The 21,436-nt window shown below is 65.1% G+C and carries 18 protein-coding genes; 12 read left to right on the top strand and 6 right to left on the bottom strand.

Going from position 1 to position 21,436, the window contains the following annotated elements; all coding sequences use genetic code 11:
• Positions 1–164: 164 nt before the first annotated feature.
• The 5 genes from ABQY74_RS10710 (at position 165) to ABQY74_RS10730 (ending at position 6,249) form a co-directional block, all read left to right on the top strand.
• Positions 165–1,604 carry a PAS domain-containing sensor histidine kinase gene (locus tag ABQY74_RS10710; protein WP_349791382.1) on the top strand — a complete coding sequence of 480 codons (1,440 nt, stop codon included), beginning with the start codon at positions 165–167 and terminating at the stop codon, positions 1,602–1,604.
• Entirely contained in the window at positions 1,597–2,241 is a 645-nt protein-coding gene (locus ABQY74_RS10715; protein WP_349791384.1) for a response regulator transcription factor, read from the top strand. Before ABQY74_RS10710 ends, ABQY74_RS10715 begins: the two co-directional genes overlap by 8 nt.
• A gap of 276 nt (positions 2,242–2,517) precedes the next feature.
• Complete coding sequence (locus ABQY74_RS10720) at positions 2,518–3,876, top strand: alpha/beta fold hydrolase (RefSeq protein ID WP_349792227.1); 1,359 nt, start codon at positions 2,518–2,520, stop codon at positions 3,874–3,876.
• Positions 3,873–5,402: a GMC family oxidoreductase gene (locus ABQY74_RS10725; RefSeq protein WP_349791386.1), complete on the top strand. Its 1,530-nt coding sequence runs from the start codon at positions 3,873–3,875 to the stop codon at positions 5,400–5,402. Before ABQY74_RS10720 ends, ABQY74_RS10725 begins: the two co-directional genes overlap by 4 nt.
• 43 nt (positions 5,403–5,445) lie before the next feature.
• Positions 5,446–6,249, top strand: coding sequence for an SDR family NAD(P)-dependent oxidoreductase (locus ABQY74_RS10730; protein WP_024939964.1), 804 nt, complete (start codon positions 5,446–5,448; stop codon positions 6,247–6,249).
• Positions 6,250–6,533: 284 nt separating this feature from the next.
• On the opposite strand, the gene ABQY74_RS10735 is transcribed toward ABQY74_RS10730, so the two are convergent.
• Positions 6,534–7,415, bottom strand: a complete 882-nt coding sequence (locus tag ABQY74_RS10735; RefSeq protein WP_372470095.1) for an RDD family protein — start codon at positions 7,413–7,415, stop codon at positions 6,534–6,536.
• A gap of 305 nt (positions 7,416–7,720) precedes the next feature.
• On the opposite strand from ABQY74_RS10735, the gene ABQY74_RS10740 reads away from it, so the two are divergent.
• The 3 genes from ABQY74_RS10740 to ABQY74_RS10750 all read left to right on the top strand — a co-directional run bounded on the left by ABQY74_RS10740 (position 7,721) and on the right by ABQY74_RS10750 (position 9,326).
• Positions 7,721–8,500, top strand: coding sequence for a DUF4238 domain-containing protein (locus tag ABQY74_RS10740; protein ID WP_104554299.1), 780 nt, complete (start codon positions 7,721–7,723; stop codon positions 8,498–8,500).
• Between the two features lie 181 nt (positions 8,501–8,681).
• Entirely contained in the window at positions 8,682–8,966 is a 285-nt protein-coding gene (locus ABQY74_RS10745; protein ID WP_146095837.1) for a transposase, read from the top strand.
• Positions 8,967–9,080: 114 nt separating this feature from the next.
• Positions 9,081–9,326 carry a hypothetical protein gene (locus tag ABQY74_RS10750; protein ID WP_104554297.1) on the top strand — a complete coding sequence of 82 codons (246 nt, stop codon included), beginning with the start codon at positions 9,081–9,083 and terminating at the stop codon, positions 9,324–9,326.
• A 261-nt stretch (positions 9,327–9,587) separates the two neighbouring features.
• On the opposite strand, the gene ABQY74_RS10755 is transcribed toward ABQY74_RS10750, so the two are convergent.
• Positions 9,588–11,387 carry a transmembrane repetitive protein gene (locus ABQY74_RS10755; RefSeq protein WP_349791392.1) on the bottom strand — a complete coding sequence of 600 codons (1,800 nt, stop codon included), beginning with the start codon at positions 11,385–11,387 and terminating at the stop codon, positions 9,588–9,590.
• Positions 11,388–11,400: 13 nt separating this feature from the next.
• Positions 11,401–12,000, bottom strand: a complete 600-nt coding sequence (locus ABQY74_RS10760) for an NfuA family Fe-S biogenesis protein (protein ID WP_024938663.1) — start codon at positions 11,998–12,000, stop codon at positions 11,401–11,403.
• A gap of 89 nt (positions 12,001–12,089) precedes the next feature.
• Between ABQY74_RS10760 and ABQY74_RS10765 the strand changes: the two genes are divergently transcribed.
• The 3 genes from ABQY74_RS10765 to zupT all read left to right on the top strand — a co-directional run bounded on the left by ABQY74_RS10765 (position 12,090) and on the right by zupT (position 13,955).
• Entirely contained in the window at positions 12,090–12,446 is a 357-nt protein-coding gene (locus ABQY74_RS10765) for a 4a-hydroxytetrahydrobiopterin dehydratase (RefSeq protein WP_104554285.1), read from the top strand.
• Positions 12,443–12,865 (top strand): energy transducer TonB, encoded by a 423-nt coding sequence (locus tag ABQY74_RS10770; protein ID WP_016904560.1) that lies wholly within the window; start codon positions 12,443–12,445, stop codon positions 12,863–12,865. The genes ABQY74_RS10765 and ABQY74_RS10770 overlap by 4 nt, the downstream gene beginning before the upstream one ends.
• Positions 12,866–13,136: 271 nt before the next feature.
• Positions 13,137–13,955, top strand: coding sequence for a zinc transporter ZupT (gene zupT / locus ABQY74_RS10775; RefSeq protein WP_016904561.1), 819 nt, complete (start codon positions 13,137–13,139; stop codon positions 13,953–13,955).
• 120 nt (positions 13,956–14,075) lie between these two features.
• On the opposite strand, the gene ABQY74_RS10780 is transcribed toward zupT, so the two are convergent.
• The gene (locus ABQY74_RS10780; protein WP_104554283.1) at positions 14,076–15,062 is read right to left on the bottom strand and encodes an RluA family pseudouridine synthase; all 987 of its coding nucleotides are present in this window, start codon (positions 15,060–15,062) and stop codon (positions 14,076–14,078) included.
• A 411-nt stretch (positions 15,063–15,473) separates the two neighbouring features.
• On the opposite strand from ABQY74_RS10780, the gene ABQY74_RS10785 reads away from it, so the two are divergent.
• Entirely contained in the window at positions 15,474–19,214 is a 3,741-nt protein-coding gene (locus ABQY74_RS10785; RefSeq protein WP_349792228.1) for an Rne/Rng family ribonuclease, read from the top strand.
• Positions 19,215–19,800: 586 nt separating this feature from the next.
• Here ABQY74_RS10785 and ABQY74_RS10790 read toward each other — a convergent pair.
• Together ABQY74_RS10790 and ABQY74_RS10795 are read right to left on the bottom strand one after the other, a co-directional pair.
• Complete coding sequence (locus ABQY74_RS10790; RefSeq protein WP_016904564.1) at positions 19,801–20,448, bottom strand: response regulator; 648 nt, start codon at positions 20,446–20,448, stop codon at positions 19,801–19,803.
• 209 nt (positions 20,449–20,657) lie between these two features.
• Positions 20,658–21,419, bottom strand: a complete 762-nt coding sequence (locus tag ABQY74_RS10795; protein WP_349791395.1) for a sulfurtransferase — start codon at positions 21,417–21,419, stop codon at positions 20,658–20,660.
• Positions 21,420–21,436: the final 17 nt, after the last annotated feature.

Genomic DNA, 21,436 nt, shown 5'->3' on the forward strand with positions numbered 1-21,436 from the left:
GTGTCTGCCATCCTTGCGCCAGCGTTGGACAGTGCATGCACCGTCCGAACGATGCAGCCGGACTATCTTTCGATAGGGTGAAATCCGCAGCCCTGGCCACGATGCTGTGGCATCAACCACCGCAAGAGAGGAGCGGCATTGCAGCGCACGTGCATGGGTAGGCAATGGACAGACTGAGACTGCCATTCAAGTGGCGCGGGCAGGTGGTCAAGCTCAATCGCGGCCCGACGCTATGGGCGTCGCTGGCGATGCTGGCCTCGCTGGTGTGGGCGGAGTGGTACTCGCACCTAGGCGTATCGCTGGGGCTGCTGTACATCCTGCCGGTGGTGCTGGCGGCCACGGTGTTGTCGCGGCGCGACATCGTCATCGCCGCGATCGCCTGTGCGGTGCTGCGCGGCCTGTTCGTCACCGACGAAACCATGGTCGAACAGGCACTGCGCTTTTTCATGGCGACGATTGCCTATGCCGGCTGCGGGCTGCTCGTGGCTGAAATCAGCCGCACCCGCCGGGTGATCCTGGCCCATTACGTGCAGCTGCGCGCCGAACAGCGGCTGCGCCGGCGGCTGGAGCGGCAATTGCGGCTGCTTGCCGAGAGCAGCCCGGCGGCGTTGCTGACCGTGGCCGGCGACGGCCGCATCGTGGCGGCCAACCGCGCCGCGCACGAGATCCTGGACATGGCCGAAGAGGGCGGGCTGGAAGGCCGCGCGGTGCGCGAGTTCCTGCCGCTGCTGGACGATGCGCTGAGCATGAGCGCCAATCTGGATGGCATGCGCACCTCCGCCAGCACCTGGGGCTGCCGCAGCGACGGTACCCGCTTCCCGGCCACCACCTGGTTCTCGGTCTACGAAGACAGCGCCGAGCGTCACCTGGCCGCGATCCTGGTCGACACCAGCGAGGAAGTGCGCGCGCGCGAATCGGCGCACTTCGACGATGTGCTGAAGAACAATCGCCTGCTGGCCGGCGCGGTGTCGCACGAGATCCGCAACCTGTGTTCGGCGGCGGGTGTGGTCACCTCCAATCTGGCGCGGCATCCGGCCATTGGCGCTGATCCGGACCTGGCCGCGTTGCGTAGCCTGGTGGCGGCATTGATGGAGCTGGCGTCCTTCAACCTTCGTCGGCAGCTGCCCGACGACGCGCATGAAACGCGGCTGCAGACGCTGTGCAGCGAGCTGGATGTGATCATCCGTTCGGACTGGGAGGACGTTGAGGGCCAACTGGTGATCCAGATCCCGGCCGACTTCCCCTCGGTGCACGGCGATCGCCATGCATTGCTACAGGTGCTGCTCAATCTGGCGCGCAATTCGCTGCGCGCGGTGCAGGCGCTGCCACCGCAACGCCGCCAGTTGATCGTCAGTGCGCGCCTGGAGCAGGAGCGTGCAGTGCTGAGCGTGCGCGACACCGGGCCCGGCATCGCCGAGCCGGGCCGCCTGTTCCAGCCGTTCCGCAGCGACAGCGACGGCTCCGGGCTGGGGCTGTACATCTCGCGTGCGCTGATGGCCAACCAGGGCGGTCTGCTGCGTTACGCGCCTGGCGGCGAAGGCGCCTGTTTCGAGCTGCATCTGCCGCTGGCGCACGCACCATATGCGGAGGCGCTGGATGGATGAGTCGTGGCGCGCACCGGTGCGCCTCTACCTGCTGGACGACCACACCCTGTTCCGCGAGGGCCTGCTGCGCCTGCTCGGTGCCGACGCCCGCTTCGAGGTGGTCGGGCAGTCCGGCGCATTGGCGCAGGCCATCGTACAGATCGCCTCGCTGACGCCGGACGTGGTCATCCTCGACTACGACATGGGCGAGTACAACGCGCTGGACTACATGCGGCGCCAGGCCGAGCAGGCGCGCCGTCCGGCCACGCTGGTCGTCACCGCCGGGCTGCCCGAGCGCGACGCACTGGCCTTGATCCGGCTCGGCGTGTCCGGTATCTGCCGCAAGGATGTCTCCACCGATGAACTGATCGACAGCATCCATGCGGTGGCGATGGGCCGGGTGCTGATCGACCAGCGTTATTTGCAATCGCTGGTCGCCCAGGGCACCCAGGAAAGCCGGCCCAGCTTTACCGACCGAGAGCGCGAAGTGCTGCGTGGCCTGCTGCGCGGGCAGTCCAACAAGTTGATCGCACGCCAGCTCGGCAGTTCGGAGAGCGCGATCAAGGCCACCTTCCAGCAGCTGTTCAACAAGCTCGACGTGCGCTCGCGCAGCCAGTTGGTGATGGTGATCCTGCAGGATTATCGCGACCTGGTGTGAGGCGTCTTGTTCCTTTGAAAGACATCGGGCCAGCGATGCAGATGCTTATCCGCTGAACCCGATGCAGTTGCAACGGCACGCTGACAGATAGGGCGTGCGACAAGGCCGCATGTGTGACGCTGATCTGCCGCCTTGCAGGCATGCCGATCGGGATGCAACAGACGTTGTTCGCGGACAAGCGCCAAGCCTCACGTCATCACACGATGTCGGACTCATCTGCACGAGGCATGGACAAAGCGCCGGTCATCATGCGCGCCTGATGGAGAGAGGTGTTACATGGCGAAGCCGACGCTGTTCTTCCTGCACGCCCTTGGGTCCAGCAGCAACGAGTGGTCTGGCGTGATCCAGCGACTGGAAGCGCGCTTCGATTGTGTGGCGCTCGATATTCCCGGCTTTGGAGACGCGCCGCCGCTGCAGCATGTCGACACCGCCGCACTGGTTGCCTGGTTTGTCGAAGAGGTGATCCGGCGACAACCGACCTGCTGGTTTGTGGTCGGACACAGCATGGGCGGAAAGATCGCCACCCTGGCGGCGGCGCAGGCGCGCGATGGCGTGGCCGGGCTTGCCGGCTTGGCCGGCGTGATCCTTGTCGCGGCATCGCCGCCGGCGCCCGAGCCGATGGAGGAGTCACGCCGACAGACCATGCTGGCCTGGTTCGAAAAGGGCCATCCCACCCGGCAAGAGGCCGAGCAGTTCATCGACGACAACTGTGCGGCGAGGTTGCCTGCGCCTGTGAGGGACGCGGCTGTAAACGATGTGCTGCGAACCAGTGCAAAAGCATGGATCGCCTGGCTTGCGCACGCCAGTCGTGAGGACTACAGCGCCCAGGCCGGCTGCATGCACGTGCCGGCGTTGATCCTCGCCGGCAGTGAGGATGGCGACCTCGGCGAAGCCGCGCAAACCGCGTTGAACGCCCCGCATTATCACGCTGCGCGTCTTGCCGTCGTGGCCGATGCCGCGCACCTGATCCCCTACGAACAACCGCAACACCTGGCGCAGCTGATCGCAGCGCATGTGGAGCGCAGCATGGACAAGTGCCTGCCTGATGACTTCGTCAGGCTGCTCAATGCAGACCGGGTTGCCCCGCGCATGCGCAAGCTGCTGCTCAGTAGGCATGCCGGCCCGGCCGCAGATGCGCAAGGCGTGCTGAGCCAGCACCAACTGGAGATACTCGTCGCAGTCGTTGCGCGTGTATTGGATGGGGCAGGGGATGCGCGCGGGATTGCACGGCGGATCGACGTCCAGCTTGCCGAGGGCGCAGGAGATGGTTGGCGCCATGCCGCGTTGCCACCCGATCGGCTGGCGATGCCGCTGGGGCTCGACACGCTCGACGCGCTGAGCAATGGATTCGTCGGCTTGTCTGCCGATATCCAGGACCGTTGGCTGCGTGAGGTGTCGCGCGCGACGGCTGGCGATTCCTCGGCGCATGGGCTGGATGCAGCGCAGCTGGCGCATTGGTTCGAGGACGTGCGCGCCGAAGCCGTGCGGACCTGGGTCAGCCTTCCCGCCACGATGGCCGCATTGGGATACGACGGCTTTGCGGTTGGCGGTGTCGGTATCGACAGCCTGGGCTATCAGCACACCGCAGCCGACCGGCAGGAAGCCTGGCAGCTTCCTGCCGAAGGCCTGCGATGAGCCCGGGCATCCACGACGCTGCAGTCGATGTGGTGGTGGTAGGCAGCGGGGCAGGCGGCGGCCCGCTGGCCGCACGGCTTGCACAAGCAGGTCTGTCGGTGGTGGTGCTGGAGGCAGGTGCGGCCTTCAGTCCTGCGTCCCATCTGCCCGATGAGCTGACCACCGGCATCTACTGGATGGAGGAGCGCCTGAGCGGCGGGCAGACGCCCACTGCATTTGGCGCCAACAATTCCGGTTCGGGCCTGGGCGGTTCGACCCTGCATTGGGGCGCCTTCTGCCCGCGTCCGGACAAGCGCGATCTGAGCCTGTCGACGCACACTGGGCAGCGCAGCATGGACTGGCCGATCGCGCATGAAGAGCTACTGTCCTATATCCGCCGCGTGGAGGAGTTCATCGGCGTCTCCGGGCCGGCGCACTATCCGTGGGATCCCGAGCGCAGCTACGCCTATGCGCCGCCGCAGCGCAATGCATCGGCCAACGCGATGGAGCGCGGTTGCCGCACGCTCGGCATCACCGCCACCGACGCGCCTGCCGCGTTGGTGACCAGGGCGCACGCGCAGCCGCACTACGGAATGCGCGCGGCCTGCAACAATTGCGGCGCCTGTCATCAAGGTTGCAGCAACGGCGCCAAGGTGAGCGTCGATACCACCTGGCTGCCGTTGGCGCGCGCGCACGGTGCCCAGTTGCGACCCGGTTGCCGGGTCATCGACATCGAGCTCGACGCCCGTGGCATGGTCAGCGCGGTGGTCTATCAACAGGACGGACGCGAACTGCGCCAGCGTTGCGCAAGCCTGTTCCTGTGCGCAGGCGGCGTGGAAACACCGCGCTTGCTGCTCAACCTGGGGCTGGCCAACTCCAGCGGTCAGGTCGGGCGCAATTTCATGGCGCATGTGGCCACCCAGGTGTGGGGGGAGTTCGACGCGGACATGCGCATGAACCGTGGCTACCCCTCGTCGCTGATCACCGAGGACATGCTGCGCCCGGCCAATGCCGATTTCATCGGAGGCTATCTGGTGCAGAGCCTGGGCGTGCAGCCGATCACCCTGGCCAACACCCTGGCACGTGGTGCAGGCTTATGGGGGAGGGAGCTCGTCTCGACCATGGCGCGCTACAACCGCCTGGCCGGCATCGGCATCAATGGCGAATGCCTGCCGCAGGACGCCAACCGGCTGAGCCTGTCCGACGAGCGCGATGCCTTCGGCCAGCGCAAGGCGCGCATCGACTTCAGCTACGGGCCCAACGAACGCGCGATCGATGCCCACGCGCGCGCATTGCTGCATGCAATCTGGGAGGCGGCAGGTGCACAACGCATCTTCGCCGCCGCCCGCTCCGCACACACGTTGGGCACCTGCCGCATGGGCACCGATCCGGAGCAGGCCGTGGTGGATCCGGATGGTCGCGCATTCGACATCGCCAATCTCTACATCTGCGACAACTCGATTTTTCCAAGTGCGCTGGCGGCCAATCCCGCGCTGGCGCAGATGGCACTTGGCCTACGCACGGCGGAGCGCTTTCTCGCCCGCTAGTTGCGTGCCTACCACCACCTCTCTCTACCACCAGGAGTTCAGCATGGATCTCGGAATCAACAATCGGATCGCCCTCATCAGTGGCGGCGACTCGGGAATGGGCAAGGAGACTGCGCGGCAGCTGCTCGAAGCCGGCGTGCGCGTGGCGATCACCGATCTTCCGGACGGTACGCTCGACCAGGCAGTGGCCGAGCTGTCGGGCCTGGGGCAGATCATCGCCATCGAGGGCGACGTCACCCGCGAGCAGGACGTCGCCGCCATCTGGACACAGGTGCGCGAACAACTGGGCGACCCCGACATCTACATCAACGCAGCGGGCGTTACCGGCGCAACTGGCGACTTCCTGGAGGTCAGCGACGCCGGCTGGCTCGAAACGCTGGACATCAACCTGATGGGCGCAGTGCGCATGTGCCGCCAGGCCATTCCCGCGATGCGCCGCAATCAATGGGGAAGGATCGTGCTGTTCGCCTCGGAAGACGCCGTGCAGCCCTACGTGGACGAGCTGGCCTATTGCGCATCGAAGGCAGGAATTCTGAGCCTGGCCAAGGGCCTGTCCAAGGCCTACGGACCGGACAACGTGCTGGTCAATACGGTGTCGCCCGCCTTCATCGCAACCCCGATGACCGACAAGATGATGCAAAAGCGCGCCAGCGAAAACGGAACCACGTTCGAGCAGGCGATCGAATCGTTCCTGGACGAAGAGCGTCCCGGCATGGTGCTCAAGCGACGCGGCCGCCCGGAAGAAGTGGCCTCGGCGGTTGCCTTCCTGTGCTCCGAGCGCGCCAGCTTCATCAACGGCGCCGGGATCCGGGTGGATTCGGGGTCTGTCTTTACCATCGCGGGTTGAGGCAGGCGTCGTTCCGAGATGCGGCGAGCCACATAAGCTGCCCCATCCTTTCTCTGCACCCGGTACCAGGTGCGGGTAAGTAAGCGCATGTGTAATCGGCTGCAGGAATACTGCAGCCGCGTTGCCCAGGAAACCAGCTCGTTCAGCGGAGTGGGGCGCTCACGTTTGCGGCAACGCACCCACCACAGGCTTGGCAACCGCCTGCGGTGTACGGGCCGCGCAACTCCCCTCGATACCCATCCCACGCCGTATCGCAGGCATTTTCTTCTGCAGGGTAGGAGACGCTACCTTCTGCTTCTCGCTGCGGCATCGCTGTTACCGGCCGCGGCCAACGCTTTCGGCGCGAACTGATACCCCATCGAGCGCCAGGACGATGCGATGCCCAGGTCATAGCCATAGACCAGCGTGACGTGGATGGCCGACATGGCGGCCGCCTTTTTGTCGTTGGCGAGGACGACCTTGGCAATGTGCTCCGCCAACGCTTTGTCGTCGATGCGCCGTTCGGACAGGTTGACCTGCACAACCACAGATTCGACATTCGGCGTGCCGAACACCGTGTTGTGCACGACGCGCGCGGACTGCACGCCCGGCTCGGCACTGACGGCTTCATGGGCCGCCAGCAAGTCCTTGAAGTAGTCACTCTGCGCAAGTTGCCCGGTAAACGCCGGGACTGCCGCGGCTGCGATCATCAACACAGCGACCACCACCAAGTGCACACGCCACACCGGCATCGGCCTGACAGCGGCGAGCGGTGTCTGCGCGGTCACCACCGAACTTCCCACCGCAAGGTCGTGCAACGAACGACGGCCGCGGCGATTGAACAGATACAGATAAAGGATCGAAAGGGTCCCGCCGAAGATCAGCAGCGTCAATACATACTGCAGCGGCGAGAGCAACACATCGCGATCGAACTGTGCGCCGTTGAGGAAGAACGGGATACCCAATACCGAGTAACGCAGCAGCGATCGCGGAAGTGCCAACAGGGCATCGTCCCTGCCAGCGACGCGCACGCCCAGCAGGCGCTTGCCCAGGGTCTGCCCCTTGCAAAGCACGCTGTTCATGACGCCGAAGTAAGTCAGTGCAACGAAGAATCCGACCAAACGCCCATAACCGCCCATCCGCACGAACACATCCAGCAACGCCCAGCCAGCCAACGCGCCGGCCATGCCAAGCACCAGGCAATCGACCAAGAACGCAGCAGACCGCCGCCAAAAACCCGCCGCGCAAGGCGCAGTATCAACTTCCATGTAGTTCCCCGTAAGGTGTTCTCCCGGACGGGATGATGCCATGCTGCAGTCAAGGAGACCACGAGTCGGCGGCTTTACCTGGCGATTCCCGGAAATTTGGTGGCAGATAAAATCTCCGTTTCTGGCCGACAACGGGAGTGGCTGGGGAGGACAGCTTGGGAGAGCCGCGCTGGGGATTTTCGCAAGATGTCGCACAATGAGCTGACTTCTAAGGAACCGCGTCAATGCCTAGTACTGTCCGGCAACACTATGTACCGCGCACCTACTTGAAGGCTTGGGCGGACGCTCGTGGCCAAGTTCGCGTCGAAGATCGAGTGTTGGATAGGGATTTCTCATCGTCGCCTGAAAACGTGTGTGTCGAGCGCTTCTATTACGAAGCCGACGCCACGCGCCCAGATAACGCGATCGAGAAGATGTTCCAGCCTTACGAGAGTAATTATGATCCGCATGCGGCGACCTTGAACGCGATTGCGGCTAGTGGGTCCAACACTGCGCAAGTCTTGGCCGATTTGGCTGCTGCAGGTGCGGATGCAAGCCTCGACACTGCCATTAAGGGCCTCGCGGCAGTAGCCTATTTCCGGACGCCGGCTGCACTCGAGGCTTTGCAGAATGAACTTAAGCATGATCAGTCGGATGCGGCTCAAGCAGCGGCGCTTGTGTCGCAGACACCGCATGACATGGCCAAATTAGCTTTTGATTCAACCTTGCTCAAGCGCTTTCAAGGTCTAGTTCCAACCTATTTTTTGTCGAAAACCCGCCTCTTCACCTGCGATCGAGCCTGCTTTCCATTGCAGTCAGCGCAGTTGTCATCGGGCAACTTCGGCTGGGCCATCGGCAACGATCCAGGAACGCACGCTCTTATGCAGATAGGGCCACATCTGCTAGTCATGCTCTCCATGGAATCTGCTGTCCACCGGCTCAAGGCCATTCAGTTGCCACCTAATCTTTACGATCTGACCTTGCAGATAGTTCGAGCCAACGCACGGCGTTTCCTTATTCTCTAGTGCAAATCGCGCGCAGATTCAAAAGAATCCGCACCCCGCTCAGGGGGAGGTGACTCTGGGGCGGAGCAGGGTAGAGATTAGGACGATTTATGGGGGTAGGGCATGGCAGCTCCCGACTGAGGCTGTGTGAAAATCCCAACATCGCTGACAAGATCTAAGCAATCCTCGATTGTTGCTGATCATGAAGCGATTCGTCGATGTCGTAGATCGGTCACAGACGCTCCTGCTGCCTGACCGCGGCGAGGACTATGTCCACCAGAACAGTCCGGTTCGCCTCGTCGATGCCTTTGTGGATGTACTAGATCTCGGGGAACTGGGCCTCAAGGCTGCCAGCCGCGCCGCAGGTGGCCGACCCACTTACCATCCGGCTGCGCTGCTCAAGATCTACATGTATGGTTACCTCAACCGGGTGCAGTCAATCCACCGGTTGGAACGCGACGCGCAGCGCAACCTTGAGGTGATCTGACTGACCGGGCGGCTGGTGCCTGACTTCAAGACGATCGATGACTTCTGCAAGGACAACGGTGTTGCGATTGTGGCAGTGTGCAGTAGCTTCACTGCGCTGTGCCGCAGGAGGAAGGTGTTCTCGCTTGATGTGGTCGCGATCGATGGCAGCAAGTTCAAGGTGGTCAACAGCCGCGATCGCAACTTCACTGTCGGCAAGATCAAGGCGCGGCGTAGCCAGCTCAATGAGAGCGTGGCCCGTTATCTGGCCGAGCTGGACCGTGCCGATCGCGATCCGGTGCTGCTGTCCGAGGCACGTATCCCGCAGCTGCGCGACAAGCTTGCCAAGCTGCGCGAGCAGATGGCGGCGCTGGATGCCTAACGTTGCACAACCGGCGAGCAGGCCACACATCGCTTTTACCAGCGAAGAGAACGGTCTGACCCTGCACAAGTATTGGTCATCGGCGACGTCAGTTTCCGAGCAACTGTCGAGGCTGCCAGTATTTGAAGGTTAGTCGTCATATTGGAACGAAAGGACACGAATTAAAAAAAAACTGACAGATAGGCCGCCAGGGCGCACAGGAGCGTCAACAGAGCCAATTTCGCATAATGTATATTATGTCAGAATCAGCTTAGCAGCCGACTACCTCACAGCCCCGTTGTCTTCCTGCAGCTCCCGCTTGAACGGCACATCCGGCGGCGGTCTGGCTGTTGCCGGCTGATCGTTGAGATTCGGGTCGCTCAGGCCGCAGCCGCCGCCGAACTGCAGCAACGACACCACACAACTGATCTTGGTGGTCGTGCCCGGGATCGGGATTTCGATCTTCTTCAGGCCGCGCCGTACCCACTCCTGCAGCAGCGACTGGTTCGGCATCCAGTACTTGTCCAGCGAGGTCGGCGTGTAGCCGTACGGCGGACGCTTGAGCCAGGTGCCGCCCTGGGCGATCTGGTCGCGGGTCCAGGTATCGGTTTCGCTGCCTGGCGGTCCTCGATCACCGGCGCCGTTGCCGGCATCGCCGGCTCCGGCGGCGACGTGAACGCTGCCGTCTGCGTTGAACATGCCATTGCGTGTTCCATTGGCGCCTGTGGCTTCACCGGCGCGACGACGGTCGGATTTACTCCAGTCGTCTGCATTGGCCGCAACATCCCAGCCGCCGCTGCGATCTGCTGGCGCCGGGCCGGCATTGCTGGTCGCCGGCTTGGCTGCCGATGCGGCTGCCGCCGTAGTGCTGCTGGGTTGCGCCGATCGCGCCAAATTCGCCTGTGCCTGATTGGGCTGCGTGGACGCCGCCGATGGTTGCGTTGCCGCAGCTACCGACGTCGACGATGTCGGCGCTGGAGTCGCCGGCGTCTGCTGGGCTGGCCCGGCCGGTGCCGGTTGCGGCGCGGGATCCGGCACGCTTGGCAACTCGGTCGTTCGAATGGCCACGTCAGGCATGCGCACAGTCGGCGTGATCTCGCGGCTGCGCACCGATGGCGCAACGACCTGGGGCCGGTCCGGAACGACGATTTCCCGCTCGCGCACCGTCGGTGCGTTGGCAGTGCGCATCGCGACGGTCGAAGCGGGACGCTGCAATTCGCGTAGCTGCGGTTGCTCGGTCACGGTCTGGACATCGCGCTGACGCACCTGAATCTGCGGTGCGGCCGGCTCGACCGGACGCGGCGCCACCGTGATCGTCGGCGGTGGCGGCACGACAAAGTCGTTCGTGGCCACCGGTGTTTCGGTGACCTGTAGCGGCGATTCGATCGTCACCGGCGGCACCTGTACGGTCACGCGTGGCACCTCTGGAGCCACCGGTTCGCTGGCAGCGGCAGCCACCGGTTCCGGCGCGATGTCCTGGGCCTGGGCTGTGCTTGAAGGAGGGTCGACGGACTCGACAGGCGCAGGCACCGACGGCGCTGCGCTTGGCCTGCCGGTCGCAGCGGACTCACTGGATTGTGACGCCGAAGCCGCATCGCCCGAGGCGGCCTGCGCAGCGTCAGTGGGCTGCCCTTGCCCACCGCCCTGCTCTGCCGCACCGTCGCCAATGAAGGTCATGCGCACCCGTGATTCGTCGCCGGTCTGGGTGTCATCCGGCGCCCAGCGCACCGTGACGACCCAAATGAGCAGTGCGATGAAGCCAAGATGGATCAACAGGCTGCCGAGCAGCGCCAGCCAGTGCTGTGGTCGCTGGTCTTTCGGTCGCGGCTCCCAGTGCTGCCACCACAGGCTGCGAAATGCCTGGAACGGCGACAACACCGACGCCACACCAGTACCTGCTGGCGGCGCTGGCCGTGCCAGCAGCACGCCCATCATCTGGTCGTCGTCGAACGCAGCCGCCGGCCCGATGCGACTGCTCATCCAGGTTGCCCAGCCGTAAGGCAGGCCGGTGCGCCGATCCAGGATGAGCTTGCCCGGCATGCGCGCGCGCAGTGCCTGCAGCAGATCGGCGGCCGTGGTCACCGGTGGCGGGGAATCAGGCCGCGCTGTCGCGCGGGATATACGGCGCGTCGCCAGTGGCGTGGTCGGTCGCGTCGCGCACCGCAATCACGCCGGGCACGCGCCCCATCAGGGTCTTCTCGATGCCCTGCTTCAAGGTCACATCGGCCATGCCGCAGCCGTGGCAACCGCCGCCGAAGCGCAGCAGCACGACACCCTCTGCCGAGACCTCCTGCACCGCCACACGGCCGCCATGCGACGCCAGCTGCGGGTTGATCTCGTTCTCCACCACCCAGCGCACGCGCTCCACCATCGATGCGGACTCGGCCGGCGCTTCGCCCTTGATCTTGGGTGCCTTGATGGTGAGCTGCTGGTTGCCGGTGGACTGGGTGACGTAGTCGATCTCGGCGCCATCCACCCAGGGCACGCTGGCGGCGACGATATATAAGGTGAAGCCGTCGCAGTCGATCGCCCATTCGTCGCCGCTCAGGTCCGCCGGTTCGGCGAACTCCAGCCGGGCGTCGGCGCGCGGGGTGCCCGCGTCCACCGCGCTCAGGCGCACGCCCATGCCGGGCACGCCCTCGCGTTCGATGAGCTTGCGGAAATAGGTTTGGGCTTTGTCGGATATCTGGATCATGCGGGTTATTCTACCGCTCAATGCGCCTGCGCTCATGGAACACCGTGATCCTGAGTGAACGCGCTGTCCGCCACCCCTGCGAGACTGTCATGACCGATCTGATTCCCCTGGAACAGGCCCATTGCCTGCCGCGCAAGGGCAGCGACCACAAGCTTGGCGAAGCGCGTCTGGCTGAACTGCTGCCGCAGGTGCCGGGCTGGGAGCTGGCCGAACTGGGCACGGCGATCACCCGCACCTTCCGCTTTGCCGACTATTACCGCACGCTCGCCTTCGTCAACGCGCTGGCCTGGATCGCCCACCGCGAAGACCACCACCCTGACCTGGGCATGCATTACGACCGCGTGGTGGTGCGCTATTCCACCCACGACGTCGGCGGATTGAGCGAAAACGACTTCATCTGTGCGGCCAAGGCCGCCCAGCTTTACGATCAAGGAGCCACCCCATGACCCTGTCTCGCGCCGCCCTCGCCGGCCTGTTCCTTGCCGTCGGCATCAGCGGGTGTGGCAAGTCGTCGCAGCAGCCCGCCGCCCCGGCGGTGGCACCGACCGAACTGGCCGCCTTGAAGACCCCGCCGCCGGAATACTCCCCGCAGCTGGCCTGTGCCGGCATCGGTGGCACCTCGGTGCTTCGGGTCGTGGTGGGTGTCGAAGGCACCCCGACCGATGTCTCGGTATCGCAAAGCAGCGGTCAGCCGGTGCTGGACGAAGCCGCGCAAAAACGCGTGCGCGAATGGAAATTCCGGGCCGCCACGCGTAATGGCCAGGCAGTGCCGCAGACGATCCAGGTGCCGGTCGCGTTCAAGCCGCCGGTGCCGCGCCCGGACGAATGCTTCGCCATCGAAGAGCGTGCGCGTCGAGGCGGCTGAGCCGCGTTTGATGTAGTGCGCGCAGAAGTGCGGCCGCGCCGGCCCGCAACACGCAAGGCTGAGCACGGCGAACGGCCTGCATCAGCTCCAGCTACCCACGGTGCACGCCTGATGCCGGCGTGCACACGTCAGGGTTATCGCGCCAGACACCACGCCTTCGTCATCCAGGCATGGCCATCCTGCAGCCGCAGTGTGGTCATGCGCAAAGTGCGCAGCAGCAGTCGCCACGCTCCCCGCCGAGTACGTTCTATTCCACGAGGTCGTGCGTCACATGCTCGAAGTGTCATCCCACAATGTCTGGACCGCATTTGCGGTCACGCTGGCCGCTGGCCTGGCGACCGGACTCGGCAGCCTGATGGTCGTGTTCTCCAAGAAGCCCAACCCGCGCCTGCTGGCATTCGGGCTGGCATTCGCCGGCGGCGCGATGGTATATGTGTCGCTGTCGGAGATTCTCAACAAGTCGATCGCCTCGTTCTCCAACGCCTACAACGACAAGCTCGGCTTCACCTTCGGCACGCTGGCGTTTCTGGCCGGCATGCTGCTGATCATGGTGATCGACCGCCTGGTGCCCAACCCGCACCAGAGCCTGTCCAGCGACGATCCGCTGTTCCGCGACGACAACCGTGCCTATATCCGCCGGGTCGGCTTGATGACCGCCATCGCCATCACCGCGCACAATTTCCCCGAAGGCCTGGCGACCTTCTTCGCCACACTGGAAAGCCCCGCGGTCGGCATGCCGCTCGCGTTCGCCATCGCGATCCACAACATTCCCGAGGGCATCGCCATTGCGGTGCCGGTGTACTTCGCCACCCGCAACAAGTTCTACGCCTTCGGCGCCAGCCTGCTCAGCGGACTGGCCGAGCCGATCGGCGCCGGCATCGGCTATCTGGCCTTGTCCAGCGTGCTGTCCGAAGCGGTGTTCGGCACGGTCTTCGGCCTGATTTCCGGGGTGATGGTGTTCCTGGCGCTGGACGAATTGTTGCCGGCGGCCAAGCGCTACGCGCAGGGCCACGAGACGGTCTACGGCCTGGTGGCCGGCATGGGCACACTGGCGATCAGCCTGGTGTTGTTCCGCTTCGCCACGCCTTAACGCCCGGCCGAACCGCAGCCGCGGTGCCGGCACGACCATCGGCTCGACCGCCAGGACACATCGGCGACGCGCTGGCGGCCACGACCGGGACGGATGCGTCGCCGCGGCGCAATGGCGGCCTCAGCGCCCCAGCCGGTCCAATGCCTCGGCCAGTTCCGGCGCCAGCGGCGCGCTCAACACATAGGGCGTCTTGCCGGCATCCAGCGCAAATTCCAGCGAAGCGGCGTGCAGGAACAGGCGCTTCAGGCCGAGCTGGTCGCGCAGGCGCTTGTTGACCTCCGCTTCGCCGTACTTGTCGTCGCCGGCCACCGGGTGCCCCAGGTGCTGGGCGTGCACGCGGATCTGGTGGGTGCGGCCGGTTTCGATACGGACTTCGCAATAGGAGTGCCCGCCGCGTCGCTCCAGCAGCTTGAAGTGGCTCAGCGAGGGCTTGCCGATCGCATTGACCTGCACATGCCGCTCGCCGCCCTGGCGCAGCCCGATGTGCAGCGGCGCATCGACCGTCATCACCCCGTCCGGCATACGGCCGACCAGCAAGGTCAGATAGCGCTTGGTGATGCCACGGCCTTCGACACGGTCGTCCTCGCGCATCAAGGCCTGCAGCTCGGTCAGCGCCGAACGCTTCTTCGCCACAATCAGCAGGCCGGAGGTATCGCGGTCGAGCCGGTGCACCAGTTCCAGGGTCTGGTTCGGGCGCAGGGCGCGCAGGGTTTCGATGGCGCCGAAGCTGATTCCGCTGCCGCCATGGCTGGCGACCCCGGACGGCTTGTTGAGCGCCAGCAGCCGCGCGTCCTCGAACACGATCGCCGCTTCCAGCCGTGCCAGGAATGACGCCGGTGGCGCCGCCTTGTCGCCCTCCTCGGCCACGCGCACCGGCGGGATCCGCACTTCCTCGCCACCCTCGAGCTTGCGCTCGGCCTTGGCCCGCCCACCGTTCACCCGCACCTGGCCGCTGCGCACCAGCTTGTAGATCAGACTGCGTGGCGCGCCCTTGAGCTGGCCGAGCAGGAAATTGTCCAGCCGCTGCCCAGCACGGTCTTCCGGAACTTTGAGAATGCGCACGCCCACACGGTCGGTGGGCGGCTTGGGGGTATGGGGGTCGGTCATCCGGCTCTTTATTCTGTTACACTCGGCGAGCGAGATAAGGGTTTGATTTCGTTGGAAGTTGATTGGCCAGAAGCCTGCCTTCCGATGATTCCGGCACAGTGCGCGACCACCGCCCCCGGGGCGGCCATGTTAGCGGCTCACCGGCCTACCCGGCCATCGCCGGCGGTTTTTGACCGTCGCGCTGAACATGTCCCGTGCGCTGCCCCGGTTCGTCCGGACGCGGCTGCCGGCCCTGAAACACCTATAAAAACTTAAGACAAGCGCTCCCGCGGCCTGCCGTGGTGTTGCAGCGCTGGAAACCCTGGTCAGGCCTGTCCGCGCGTTGCGCGAAGGGCCGACAAGCTGTTCCAGAGGCGAAACGTCACGGCGTTCCGCGCGGTAGAGCGCGAGAGGAACGCAACAATGAAGCGAATGCTGATCAACGCAACGCAGGCAGAAGAGCTGCGCGTGGCGATTGTGGACGGCCAGACCCTGTACGACATCGACATCGAACAGCCGTCCAAGGAACAAAAGAAGTCCAACATCTACAAGGGCCGTATCACCCGGCTCGAGCCCTCGCTGGAGGCGGCGTTCGTGGACTATGGCGCCGAGCGCCATGGCTTCCTGCCGCTGAAGGAAATCTCCCGCGACTATTTCCAGGCTGGTGTCGACCACAACAAGTCGACCATCCGCGAGTTGCTGCGCGAGGGCCAGGAAATCGTGGTGCAGGTCGATAAGGAAGAGCGTGGCAACAAGGGCGCGGCCCTGACCACGTTCATTTCGCTGGCCGGCCGCTACATGGTGCTGATGCCCAATTCGCCCAGCGCCGGTGGCGTCTCGCGCCGGATCGAAGGCGAAGACCGTGCCGCGCTGAAGGAAGCGCTGGACAAGCTCGACATCCCCGACGACATGGGCGTGATCATCCGCACCGCGGGTGTCGGCCGTGACGCCGAAGAGCTGCAGTGGGATCTGGACTACCTGCTGCAGACCTGGAAGGCGATCGCCGAGGCGGCGCTGAGCAAACCGGCCGCGTTCCTGATCTACCAGGAATCGCGCCTGATCATCCGCGCCCTGCGCGACTACCTGCGCGCCGACATCGGCGAAATCCTGGTCGATACGCCGGAGCTGTATGCCGACGCCCAGGAGTTCATGCAGCAGGTGATGCCGCAGAGCCTGCGCAAGCTCAAGCACTACACCGACGACATTCCGCTGTTCAACCGCTTCCAGATCGAATCGCAGATCGAAGGCGCCTACGAGCGCAACGTGCGGCTGCCGTCGGGCGGCTCGATCGTGGTCGATCAGACCGAAGCGCTGACCGCCGTCGACGTGAACTCCTCGCGCGCCACCAAGGGCAGCGACATCGAAGAAACCGCCTTCCAGACCAATCTGGAAGCGGCCGAGGAAGTGGCCCGCCAGTTGCGCCTGCGCGACCTGGGCGGCCTGGTGGTGATCGACTTCATCGACATGGCCTCGACCAAGCACCAGCGCGAAGTCGAAAACAAGCTGCAGAACGCGCTCAAGTACGACCGCGCACGCGTGCAGTTGGGCCGCATCTCGCGGTTCGGCCTGATGGAAATGAGCCGCCAGCGCCTGCGTCCGAGCCTGGGCGAATCCAGCCAGATCGTGTGCCCGCGTTGCGATGGCCATGGCCGCATGCGCAGCGTCGAGTCGCTGTCGCTGTCGATCATCCGAGTGGCCGAAGAGCACGCCATGAAGGAAAACACCGGACAGGTGCTGGTCCAGGCCCCGGTGGAAATCGCCAACTACCTGCTCAACGAAAAGCGCAGCGCGCTGCGCGAGATCGAGCAGCGTCACGAGTCGCCGATCATCATCGTCGCCGACGAGCAGCTGCACACCCCGCACTACGAAGTCACGCGTCTGCGTGAGAACGAGCTGGGCGAAGACAGCGGCAAGCCGAGCTACCAGCGCGGCACCCCGCGCAAGTTGCCGGTGCATGCCCTGACCAAGGCACAGTTGAATATCCCGGCTGCGCCGGCAGTGACCTCGATCAAGCCGAGCCAGCCGGCTCCGCTGCGTGAGGAGGCCCCTGCCCCGGTTGCCGCTGCACCTGCACCGGCTCCGGTCGCGCCACTGCCGCTTCCCGCGCCGGTCACCGGCGTGGTCGGCTGGCTGAAGCGCATCTTCGGCGGCGTCGAGCCGGTCGCGCCTGCGCCCGAGTCGACCCAGCGTCCGCGTCAGAACGATGCCGGCCGCAGCAGCCGCAACGAGCGTGGCGATCGTGGCGGCCAGCGTCGCGACGGCCGCGATGCCCGCAATGGTGGCAACGGTGGCAATCAGCACCGCGGCAATGGCGGTAACGGCAACGGCAATGGCGCCAACAAGGAGCGTCGTGACGAGCGTCGCCAGCCGGCCAACGGCCAGGCTGCGCAAAACGGCGGTCAGGCGCAGCAGGTGCAGGTGCCCAAGCCGCCGCGCAACGAGGCACAGCAACAGCCCAAGCAGCCGCAGCAGGCCCAGCAGCAGAAGCAGAAGCCGCAGAACCAGGCACCGCGCCCGCCGCGTGCAGCTGCGCAGCAGCAGCAGGACGGCGCGCCGTCCGAGCGGCAGCAGCGCCCTGCGCGTCAGGAAGAAGGCACTGCCTCGGCGCAGACGCTGACCTCGACTGCTGCAACCGCAACGACTGCAACCGTGGTCGCGGCAATTGCCGACACCGCAGCACCGGCAACGCCGGTGGTAGCAGCTGCGGCCACCCCGGCGCATCCGGTCGAGGTCATCGTGACCGAGTCGCATGCCGATCGCGGTACCGACGCAAATGCGGAGGGCCAGGCACCGGAGGCAGCAGGCGATGATGCGGCAAATGGCGAAGGCGGCAGCCGTCGTCGTCGCGGCCGTCGTGGTGGCCGTCGCCGCCGTCGCGGCGCTGGCGCAAACGGTGAAGGCGGTACCGGCGTCGATGGTCTGGAGACAGACGATCTGGACGGCGACGCCGAAGGCGATTTCGATGGCGACAACGAGAGCGACGAAGCCGGTGCGCAGGTCCACACCTCGGCTGCCCCGCGCGCCGGTCAACCGGAGTTCGACTTCGACGACGACGCGAGCACGCCTGCGGTATCGGCACGCGCCAAGCCGGAGTCCAGCACTCCGGCCGCAGTGAAGCCGCGCCCGGTCCCGAAGGAGCGTGCGGAAGCACCGCTGGCGGCCGACACGACGTCGACCACGGCGCCGGTTTCCAATGCCACGCCGTCGTTCGAGCAGCAGGCTGCAACTCCGGCAGTCACCGCAGCCGAACACGCACGTGGCGACGCATCGGCGGCCTCTCCGGCACCGGCTGCAACCGCACCGGCCAGCAACACGGCGCCGGCTGCATCGGCACCGGTTGCGCAGGCTTCTGCCGCTGCATCGACGCCCCCGCAAGCGCCGCAGGCTCCCGTTGTTGCGCAGGAATCGGCGAGCTCGCCGGCTCAGGCCCCGGTTGCCGCTCCGGCTCCGTCCGCTGCCTCGCCATCGGTTGCCACCTCGGCTCCGGTCGCGACGCCAGCCGCGGCTCCTGCAGCTCAGCCGGTCGAGCGTGCTGCTCCTTCGGCCGTGCGTTCGCCCGAGCCGGCTGTGCAGTCAACGCCGGTGCCGTCGGCATCCGCCGACGCTGCAGCGTCTGCGGTTGCTCGGCAGGAACAGGCAGCACCGGTTGCAGCCGCGGCAGCAACGCAAGCGGAGCCGGTGAAAACCGACGCAGCGCCGGCAGCCGTCAGTGTGCCCAAGCCGGTCGCTGCTGCGTCTTCGAGCGCGCAGGCGGACGTGGTGACATCCAAGCCGCAGCATGCCGAGCAGTCATCGGCTGCAAGCCCGGTAGCCGATGTTGCCGCGACGTCCACCGCAACCGTGCCGCAGACCTCGCCGTCTGCCGACGCTGCGCCGGCACGCAAGCCGTATGCTCCTGTGCAGACCACGCTGCTTGACGCATTGGCTCCGGCCGACGCAACAGCAGCGACCGTGGCATCGACGCAGGCCGAAACGCCGGTGCCGTACAAGGCGCCCGAGCGGCCTGCAGCGGTCGCGCCCGTGCTGTCTGCGGACGCCAACGAGCAGACTGCTGACAGGCCGAAGCCGACCGTCGTCGTGTCCGAAGCTGCAAAGCCTGCAGATGCAGTGCGCAATGGCGATGACGCGCAGGAGCAGCAGGACGACACCAACAAGCCGCGTGGCGATCACTGATCGTTTCCCAGCCGGTTGAACCCGACTGCGTGAATCCAGGCGGGTAGTGTCAAACAAGGCGGCCTTCGGGCCGCCTTGTTTTTGTGTGCGGCAGTGTCATGCCGATGCTGGATGACCAGGCTTTGCAGGGATCGCAACGAGACGGTTGCTGCGCTCGCAGTCGCGCTTGTCCCGGGCACTGTTCCCACCGCATCAACGAGCGCCGGAGCTGCTGTCGCCAATGTCGCGACTCAGGCAGAAGCCAGCACCATCATGGCCCGACGCCGTAAGTACATCCACGCCAGCAAACCGAAATGTCCGCTGCTACGCACCGGCAACCGCTCGTCATCGAATGCAGCGGCGTTCAAACCGATTCGATCGGCCTGCTCCAATGGCGCGGCGCACTGCGCTGCAACGACAGGTCATCATCGGCAGCCGTCGCAAGCGAAGCGCCTCTCGGGCAGTGAATGCCGAAGCGAACATGTGCACTTGCGTGCACGCAGAAGTGCGGCTCCCGCGCAGAACAGCGCGAATGCTCTTTTCACCGGCTTGTTGTGCAGCAGCATCTCACTGCTGCATCTGCAAGATCGAAACCCGAGGGCGTGGCTTACAAGGTACGCGCCGGATCGGTCAGGCCGTACTGATTGGCCAGACGCGCCAGGGCGATGTTGTCCTGGATGCCGACCTTCTCGAACAGGCGCGCCTTATGCGTGTTGATGGTCTTGGCGCTGAGATTCAGGCGCTTGGCGATGTCTTCCTGGCGCAGGCCCTGGGTCAGCAACAGGGCAACCTCCAGTTCGCGCGGCGATAGCGCGTCGAAGGGCGAGCTGCCCCCTTCCAGGTTGGACAGGGCCAGATTCTGCGCAATGGTATTGCCGAGATAGCGCCGGCCCAGTGCGACTTCGCGCACCGCACGCAGCAACTCCTGCGCATCGCCGCCCTTGCCGACATACCCCGATGCGCCGGCTTCGAGCAGACGCTTGGGCAATGGGCCATCTTCCAGCACCGAGACGATGATGACGCGGGTGCCGTAATCGCCCTTGACGATGCGCTCGGTGATTTCCAGGCCGCTGACACCGGGCAGGTGCAGATCGCACAGCACGATCTCGGGCTTGAGCTGACGAATTTGCGGCAAGGCCGCTTCCCCGCTCTCCGCTTCTCCCACCACATCGATGTCCACTTCCTTGGACAGGATCATCTTCATGCCGGTACGCACGAGTGCATGATCGTCGATCAGAAAAACTCTGATGGTCATCCTTGTTGTCCTCGCTGTGCGGCTGGCTGGTGCAGCCTATCTCCGTGAATAATTCAGGGCAAGCTCGATGCGACGTATTACGTTCGAGTAAGAGCGCAAAGCGCTCTGCCGCCACGCTTCATGGTAGGCATTGCATGCACTATCGCGGCGTGATCGGATGATGCGAGCGCGCCCAATACACGAACATCGGGCATTTCACTCGCGCTCGGTCAGATTTTTCCTGCTTCGGTGCTGCGCTCGGCATCCACCAATGGGCGCAATTGCGCATCGAGTGCAACGCGTGCGTCGAACACGAAGCAGCGGCCGTCGTAGCCTTCGCCCCCGACCTCTTCGAAGTAGCCGAGGATGCCGCCCTCGAGCTGCAGCACGTTGTCCATGCCATCGGCCTGCATCCACAGCGCCGCCTTCTCGCAACGAATGCCGCCGGTGCAGAAGCTGACCACGGTGGCGTCGGCCAACGCAGCGCGATGTGCTTCCAGCGCAGCCGGCAAGTCGGTGAACTTGTCGATCGGCAGCGTCAACGCGCCCTGGAACGTGCCGTACGCCACTTCCTGGGCATTGCGCGTATCCAGCAGCACCAACGGGCGGCCGCGATCGTCGCGCCCTGCCCGCATCCAGTCGCGCAGCGTGGCGGGCGTCACTGCCGGCGCACGGCCCTGCAGCGGCGAGGCATCGTCGCGACGAAAGCTGATGATCTCCGGCTTGACCTTCACCTTGAGCCGCGCAAACGGCTGCAACGCGCTCAGGCTGTACTTGATGCGCATCTGCGCAAAGCGCGCATCGGCCTGCAGCCACGCATAGAACGTGTCGACCTGCTCGGCTTCGCCGGCCAGAAATAGGTTGATCCCCTCTTCGGCCACCAGTACCGATCCCTTCAAGGCCTGCTGCCCGGCGTGTGCCAGGACGCTGTCGGCGAGCGACTGCGGGTCCTGGATGGTGACGAATTGGTAGGCAGCGGTATTGGTGATCATGCGGCCATTTTAAGCCG

This window comes from Xanthomonas sp. WHRI 7064 (assembly GCF_040202355.2).
Lineage (GTDB): Bacteria > Pseudomonadota > Gammaproteobacteria > Xanthomonadales > Xanthomonadaceae > Xanthomonas > Xanthomonas arboricola.

What these genes read in the sequence shown, in the direction of transcription:
- ABQY74_RS10740 (WP_104554299.1), top strand. Translation starts at nt 7,721, where the DNA reads ATGCCTAGTACTGTCCGGCAACACTATGTACCGCGCACCTACTTGAAG.
- zupT (WP_016904561.1), top strand. Translation starts at nt 13,137, where the DNA reads ATGCTCGAAGTGTCATCCCACAATGTCTGGACCGCATTTGCGGTCACG.
- ABQY74_RS10745 (WP_146095837.1), top strand. Translation starts at nt 8,682, where the DNA reads ATGAAGCGATTCGTCGATGTCGTAGATCGGTCACAGACGCTCCTGCTG.
- ABQY74_RS10760 (WP_024938663.1), bottom strand. Translation starts at nt 12,000, where the DNA reads ATGATCCAGATATCCGACAAAGCCCAAACCTATTTCCGCAAGCTCATC.
- ABQY74_RS10765 (WP_104554285.1), top strand. Translation starts at nt 12,090, where the DNA reads ATGACCGATCTGATTCCCCTGGAACAGGCCCATTGCCTGCCGCGCAAG.
- ABQY74_RS10710 (WP_349791382.1), top strand. Translation starts at nt 165, where the DNA reads ATGGACAGACTGAGACTGCCATTCAAGTGGCGCGGGCAGGTGGTCAAG.
- ABQY74_RS10790 (WP_016904564.1), bottom strand. Translation starts at nt 20,448, where the DNA reads ATGACCATCAGAGTTTTTCTGATCGACGATCATGCACTCGTGCGTACC.
- ABQY74_RS10735 (WP_372470095.1), bottom strand. Translation starts at nt 7,415, where the DNA reads ATGGCCGGCGCGTTGGCTGGCTGGGCGTTGCTGGATGTGTTCGTGCGG.
- ABQY74_RS10720 (WP_349792227.1), top strand. Translation starts at nt 2,518, where the DNA reads ATGGCGAAGCCGACGCTGTTCTTCCTGCACGCCCTTGGGTCCAGCAGC.
- ABQY74_RS10725 (WP_349791386.1), top strand. Translation starts at nt 3,873, where the DNA reads ATGAGCCCGGGCATCCACGACGCTGCAGTCGATGTGGTGGTGGTAGGC.
- ABQY74_RS10730 (WP_024939964.1), top strand. Translation starts at nt 5,446, where the DNA reads ATGGATCTCGGAATCAACAATCGGATCGCCCTCATCAGTGGCGGCGAC.
- ABQY74_RS10780 (WP_104554283.1), bottom strand. Translation starts at nt 15,062, where the DNA reads ATGACCGACCCCCATACCCCCAAGCCGCCCACCGACCGTGTGGGCGTG.
- ABQY74_RS10770 (WP_016904560.1), top strand. Translation starts at nt 12,443, where the DNA reads ATGACCCTGTCTCGCGCCGCCCTCGCCGGCCTGTTCCTTGCCGTCGGC.
- ABQY74_RS10785 (WP_349792228.1), top strand. Translation starts at nt 15,474, where the DNA reads ATGCTGATCAACGCAACGCAGGCAGAAGAGCTGCGCGTGGCGATTGTG.
- ABQY74_RS10795 (WP_349791395.1), bottom strand. Translation starts at nt 21,419, where the DNA reads ATGATCACCAATACCGCTGCCTACCAATTCGTCACCATCCAGGACCCG.
- ABQY74_RS10715 (WP_349791384.1), top strand. Translation starts at nt 1,597, where the DNA reads ATGGATGAGTCGTGGCGCGCACCGGTGCGCCTCTACCTGCTGGACGAC.